5 protein-coding genes are annotated in these 5,439 nt (G+C 69.1%); 4 read left to right on the forward strand and 1 reads right to left on the reverse strand.

Annotation, left to right across the window (positions count from 1 at the left end):
• Positions 1–306: hypothetical protein (locus tag AB0H83_RS51345; protein WP_360111215.1), on the forward strand; the 306-nt coding region annotated here is incomplete at its 5' end.
• A gap of 644 nt (positions 307–950) precedes the next feature.
• Entirely contained in the window at positions 951–2,228 is a 1,278-nt protein-coding gene (locus tag AB0H83_RS51350; RefSeq protein ID WP_360111218.1) for an FAD-binding oxidoreductase, read from the forward strand.
• Positions 2,229–2,330: 102 nt separating this feature from the next.
• On the opposite strand, the gene AB0H83_RS51355 is transcribed toward AB0H83_RS51350, so the two are convergent.
• The gene (locus AB0H83_RS51355) at positions 2,331–2,774 is read right to left on the reverse strand and encodes a hypothetical protein (RefSeq protein WP_360111221.1); all 444 of its coding nucleotides are present in this window, start codon (positions 2,772–2,774) and stop codon (positions 2,331–2,333) included.
• A gap of 98 nt (positions 2,775–2,872) precedes the next feature.
• Between AB0H83_RS51355 and AB0H83_RS51360 the strand changes: the two genes are divergently transcribed.
• Entirely contained in the window at positions 2,873–3,553 is a 681-nt protein-coding gene (locus AB0H83_RS51360; protein WP_360111224.1) for a helix-turn-helix domain-containing protein, read from the forward strand.
• 522 nt (positions 3,554–4,075) lie between these two features.
• Positions 4,076–5,095 (forward strand): DUF4331 family protein, encoded by a 1,020-nt coding sequence (locus tag AB0H83_RS51365; protein WP_360111227.1) that lies wholly within the window; start codon positions 4,076–4,078, stop codon positions 5,093–5,095.
• The last annotated feature ends 344 nt before the right edge of the window (positions 5,096–5,439 follow it).

Consider the following 5,439-nt stretch of genomic DNA (forward strand, 5'->3'; position numbering starts at 1 on the left):
CACAACCGCCTGGAGAACCAGCACACCCAGACCTCGTGCATCCTGCTCAAGGCCGACATCGGCTCGATCAGCGACGTCGTCGTCGACAGCAACCTGATGAACGGCGGCGGCTACTCGTTCTACTGGTACGACGCCAACTACAAGATCACCAACGGCAAGGTCACGAACAACAAGTTCATGCGCCAGTCCGGCGGTGGCTTCTGGCCCAAGGGCGGCTACCACGGCACCCACGCGTTGAATGCCTCGACGCTGCCCACGTGGAGCAACAACACCTGGAACGACAACGGTCAGCAGATCAACAGGTAGACCCCGTCACAGCCAGGAGCGCGACCCGCAACTGCGGGCCGCGCTCCTGGCTGTTTGCATAGTGGTGGACGAGCCGACAAAACACACCTACGTTTGCCGGCCACCGGCAATCACGCGCAGCGGAACGTGACCGGCCACCGGCCTGTTCGCGGACGTCAGCGCACGAGAGGGTTGAAGCAAGCGCGACGGCCGGCTCCAGGTCGTCGAAGGATGCCGGTGCTGGGCAGGCCGTTTCCCGGTATGCCCGACAGGGTGGAAGGCGGTCGAAGATGAGCGACACCAGGTCCGCACAGTCGCTGGCCGCCTCAGTGACCGGCCATCGGCCACAGGTGGTCGGCGACCCCGTCGCAAGGATGGTTGATCGTGCCGTTTGGCCGCGTCGCCCTTCGCTGAGAGATCCGCGTCAAGGCACCGACCGTCCGGGCCCGCAGTAGGTTCGGAACTTTTCCGCACCAGACGCGCTGCCGGCTTGCCCGTCCGGAGCGTCGCACCATGTCACGACAGGCCCGTCTCGGCGGTCTTCTCGTCCTCGACGTTCCGCACTGCAGCAGCCAGATCCCGGCCTGTCCGGCGACCGGCGCGCACGGTGACGACGGATCGGCAGTCCGGACCCTTCGTGGGTTCATCTTCCTGAAGGAGAGATCATGTCGCGGCAACAACCTGCTTCCGTCCCGGCCGTGCGCTCGCCACGCCACGTCGCCGTCATCGGTGCCGGGATGGTGGGATTGTCCACGGCGTGGTTCCTGCAGGAGGCCGGTGTGCAGGTCACCGTCTACGAACGGGATCGCGTCGGGTCCGGCGCCTCGTGGGGCAATGCGGGATGGCTGACGCCGACGTTGACGGCGCCGCTGCCGGAACCCGCGGTGCTCCGCTACGGCTTGCGGGCGGTCCTCAGTCCCCGGTCACCGGTATACCTGCCGCTGCGCGCGGACCGCGATCTGTGGCGCTTCCTCGCCTCGTTCGTATCACACAGCACCGCGCGACGGTGGCGTCGTGGCATGGCCGCCTACGTTCCGCTGAACCAGCGGTCCCTGGAGGCGTTCGACGTCCTGGCGGCCGGCGGTGTCACCGCCCGGACGCACACTGCGGAGACCTTCCTGGCGTGCTTCGCCCGTGAACGTGACGCCCGCGGCCTGCTGACGGAGCTCGAGCAGATCCGTGACGCCGGGCAGGATGTGAGCTACCGGACGATTCTTGGCTGGCGGGCACGGGCCATCGAGCCGGTCCTCACCCCTCAGGTCGGCGCCGCGATCCAGATCCACCGGCAGCGTTACCTCAACCCGCCGGAGTTCATCGACAGCCTGGCCCTCGCGGTACGTTCCCGCGGCGCAGAGGTCGTGGAGCAGGTCAAGGTGACCGGCCTGCACCGCAGCGCCGGCACGGTCGTCGTCGCCTGCGAAGACGGTGGACAACACCAGCATGACGCCGTTGTCGTCGCCACCGGTGCGTCCCTCGGGGACCTGGCCGGCCGCTTCGGCGTCCGGCAGCCGGTTCAGGCCGGTCGCGGCTACAGCTTCAGCGTGCCGGTCGAGCACATGCCGGGCGGCCCGCTGTACTTCCCGAAACAACGTGTGGCGTGCACGCCGCTGAACGGTCGGCTGCGGGTCGCCGGCATGATGGAGTTCCGTCGTCACGGCGATCCGCTGGACCCGCGACGTGTCACGGCCATCGTCGAGGCTGTCCGCCCGCTGCTGACCGGTGTGAACCTGGACGATCGGCGTGAGGAATGGGTCGGTTCGCGGCCGTGTACGCCTGACGGGCTGCCGTTGATCGGTGCAACCGGATGCCCCCAGGTCTTCGTCGCCGGTGGCCACGGCATGTGGGGTATCGCGCTCGGCCCTGTCACCGGGCAGCTGCTCGCTCAAGCAATAGTGAAAGGCGAGACGCCGACGGAGCTGTTGCCGTTCGACCCGCTGCGCTGAGGTGACGTCCGCCGGTCCGGACGTCACCGTCCCGTGTACGCGGGTACCGCGCTGGTCTGCGGCACAGCAGTCTGGACAGCGCCGGGCGGGAGCCTCCGGGCGTTACCTGCGCGCCGCGGCCGTGTCGGCCGGCCGGCGGCCGGCCAGCCGCCACAGCGCGAGCGCACCGACGAGCAGGCCGAAGTCGCGCAGCGCGACGTCGTAGAAGTCGCCCAGGATCAGCAGGTTGACGATGATCCCGGCCAACCACGCGGCCACCACGACAGCGCCGTACTTCGGCCGGACCGCCACGAGGAGTCCGGCCACGATCTCGATCACGCCGACGGCATACATCGCCTGCTGCGCGGTGCCCGGGACGAGCCGGTCCGCGAACGGCGCCAGATAGCCGGGCCACTCGGTCAGCAGATTGACGAACTTGTCCAGGCCGAAGGCGATCGGCGCCACCGTGAAGACGGTGCGCAGCAACAGGAACGCCTGGTGGGCCGGGTCTGCTCCCCAGCCGGTCAGCCGGGCGGTCGTCGACGTGCCGGGTGCGCTGACGATCATGATGTGCTCCAACCTTCTAAAAACGTCATCTCCGTACGTTAGAAACGTATGCCTGCGGCATTTCTAAAGTCAAGAGGCTCGTGTTTTACAATCGGGTCATGGTGTCCCGCCCGTTCCCCGACCGCGTCGCCGCCGTGGCCGCACTCGACGATCCGGCCCGGCGGGCCGTGTTCGACCTGGTCGCCCGGGCCGGGGCGGCGGTCAGCCGGGACACCGCCGCGGAAGCCCTCGGCGTCAGCCGGCGGGTCGCCGCGTTCCACCTCGACCGGCTCGCCGAACAAGGACTGCTCGTCGTCGAGTACCGCCGCCCGCCCGGACGCGGCGGTCCCGGCGCCGGCCGCCCCGCGAAGCTGTACCGGCGCGCCGACGACGAGGTGGCGGTGTCGGTGCCGGAACGGCACTACGAACTGGTCGGCCGGCTGCTCGCGGCGGCCGTGACCGAGTCGATCGACACCGGCGCCCCCGTGCAGGAGGTGCTGCGCCGCACGGCCTACGACACCGGCAAGACCATCGGCGCGGCGGCCGGCAACCTGCCCGCAGCCTTGGCGGACGCCGGGTACGACCCACGGCAGCAGGACCATGACGGCGGCGGCATCGTGCTGGGCAACTGCCCGTTCCACCGGCTCGCCCAGCAGTTCACGCCGCTGGTGTGCGGGGTGAACCTGCAGTTGTTGCGCGGCGTCGCCGACGGGACCGGCGACTCCTCCTATCTCGCCGAGCTCGACCCGGGCCCGGGTCGCTGCTGTGTACGGCTGCGTCCGGCCGGTGCAATGACATGACAGGGCACCTGCGCGGGCGGCCAAGCATGGGCCCCGGCGACGGGCACTGCGACGGCGATCCCGCTGGGTGCTGTCGTCGTCCCCAGAGGCGATCGCGGCGGCAGCGGCGCTGAACTCTACGCCGACGATGCTGCCGACTGCCGCATGGCGCCCGGTTCGCTGAGCGCCGAGCCGGCTGGCCGATTCCGCCACGCGTACACCGCGCCGAACGCGCCGACGACCGGACTCAGCATCGCGCCCACCACCAGCGGTGCCCGCCATCCCGGTGGAGGCTTCTCCCGCGCCACCCGCACCAGTCCGTGATCGACCACGCGACCTCGCTCGCCGCGCCCCTTCCTGACCCGCACCCGCAGGGCCACGTCACCCGGCAAATACCCAGCTCAGCCCGCCCACAACCGAAGAGCGCGACGAGCCGGCCGGTTAGCGTGGACGCACCGCCCCAGGCGCGAGTGCTCCTCACCCGCAAGGCGGGCACTCGGACGTTCCAGCGATTTCCGCGAGCCAGCATTGGAAGGGCTTGACATGTCCAACCACTTCACCGGCCTCAGCCTCGGCGCACCCCTCGGCGACCAGCGCCTCGACCTGTGCGACCTCTACGCCTTCGGCGCAGCCGGCGATCCGAGCCGGACCGTCCTCATCCTGAACGCCAATCCCAACGCCGACGCCCTGCACCCCGATGCCGTGTACCGGATGAACGTCGACAACGACGGCGACGACCTGACCGACGTCGCCTTCAGCTGGGTGTTCAGCCCGCCGGCAGCCGACGGCTCGCAGACCTACAGCGTCTTCATGGCAACCGGTGCGGAGTCCCGCCGGCCCGAAGCGGTCGGCACCGAGATCGTGTCGGATGCCGCCGTCTCCTTCGGTCCCCAGGCCAACGTGGTCGGCCGCGGCGACTACCTGGTGGCCGCCGGCAGCCGCAGCGACGCCTTCTTCTTCGACTTCGACGGGATCAAGAACCTGTTCGACACCAGCGGCAAACGGAATTTCACCACCCCGCACCTGGGCGAGAAGTCTCCGTGGACTGGTATCGACTCCAACACCGCGGCCAACGTCTTCTCCATGGCCATCGAGCTGCCGACCGCGGAGCTGGCGCCGCGGCCTGAGCTGCGGATCTGGGGTCGGTGCAGCGTCCGCCGCGACGGCGAGCTCATCCACGTCGACCGGGCCGGGCACCCGTCGATGAGCAGCTTCTTCAACACCGACGACACGAAGGAGGAGTACAACGCCAGCGAACCGCTCAACGACCGGACCCGGTGGACCGACCAGTTCGTCCACCTCCTGGGTCACACCGGCGGCTATACGCGCGAGGAGGCGATCGCCGCCCTCGGCGAGCACGGGCTCCTGCCGGATGTACTGCACTTCGACCCGTCCAAACCGGCCGCCTACCCCAATGGTCGGACATTCACCGAAGACGTCATCGACATCCGCGTCGCATTCCTCACCAAAAATGAGGCACCGCCCACCGGTCTGACGCCGCACACCGACATCCTGGACAAGTTTCCGTACCTCGGCGACCCGCACCCGGCAGCTACCGGCTGACCAGATACCGGCGAGGCAGACACGCACTCCGACGGTAGAACCGGATCAGCCGTCGGAGGCGTTCGCCGATCCGGTGACGGCCACAAGCGACCCACTTACCTCCGAACCCGCCAGCCGACGGTCAGCCGGTCCGTCGGCTGGTGCATCACCGATCGCGGTTCGCCGGCCTGCGGCACGGATGCGGGGCAACCGGCCGAGCGACACAGCACCGCGCCAGTAGCCGGGACGGCGGCCCGTGACACCTCAAGAGTGCTGCGGTTCCGGGTGCTTCGAGTGATCGGCCGGTGTGATGATTTGCGGTTTTTCGGGTGATTGATCGGGTACACGGGGTTATCCAGTCACCG

The sequence above is a fragment of the Dactylosporangium sp. NPDC050688 genome (assembly GCF_040654515.1).
Lineage (GTDB): Bacteria > Actinomycetota > Actinomycetes > Mycobacteriales > Micromonosporaceae > Dactylosporangium.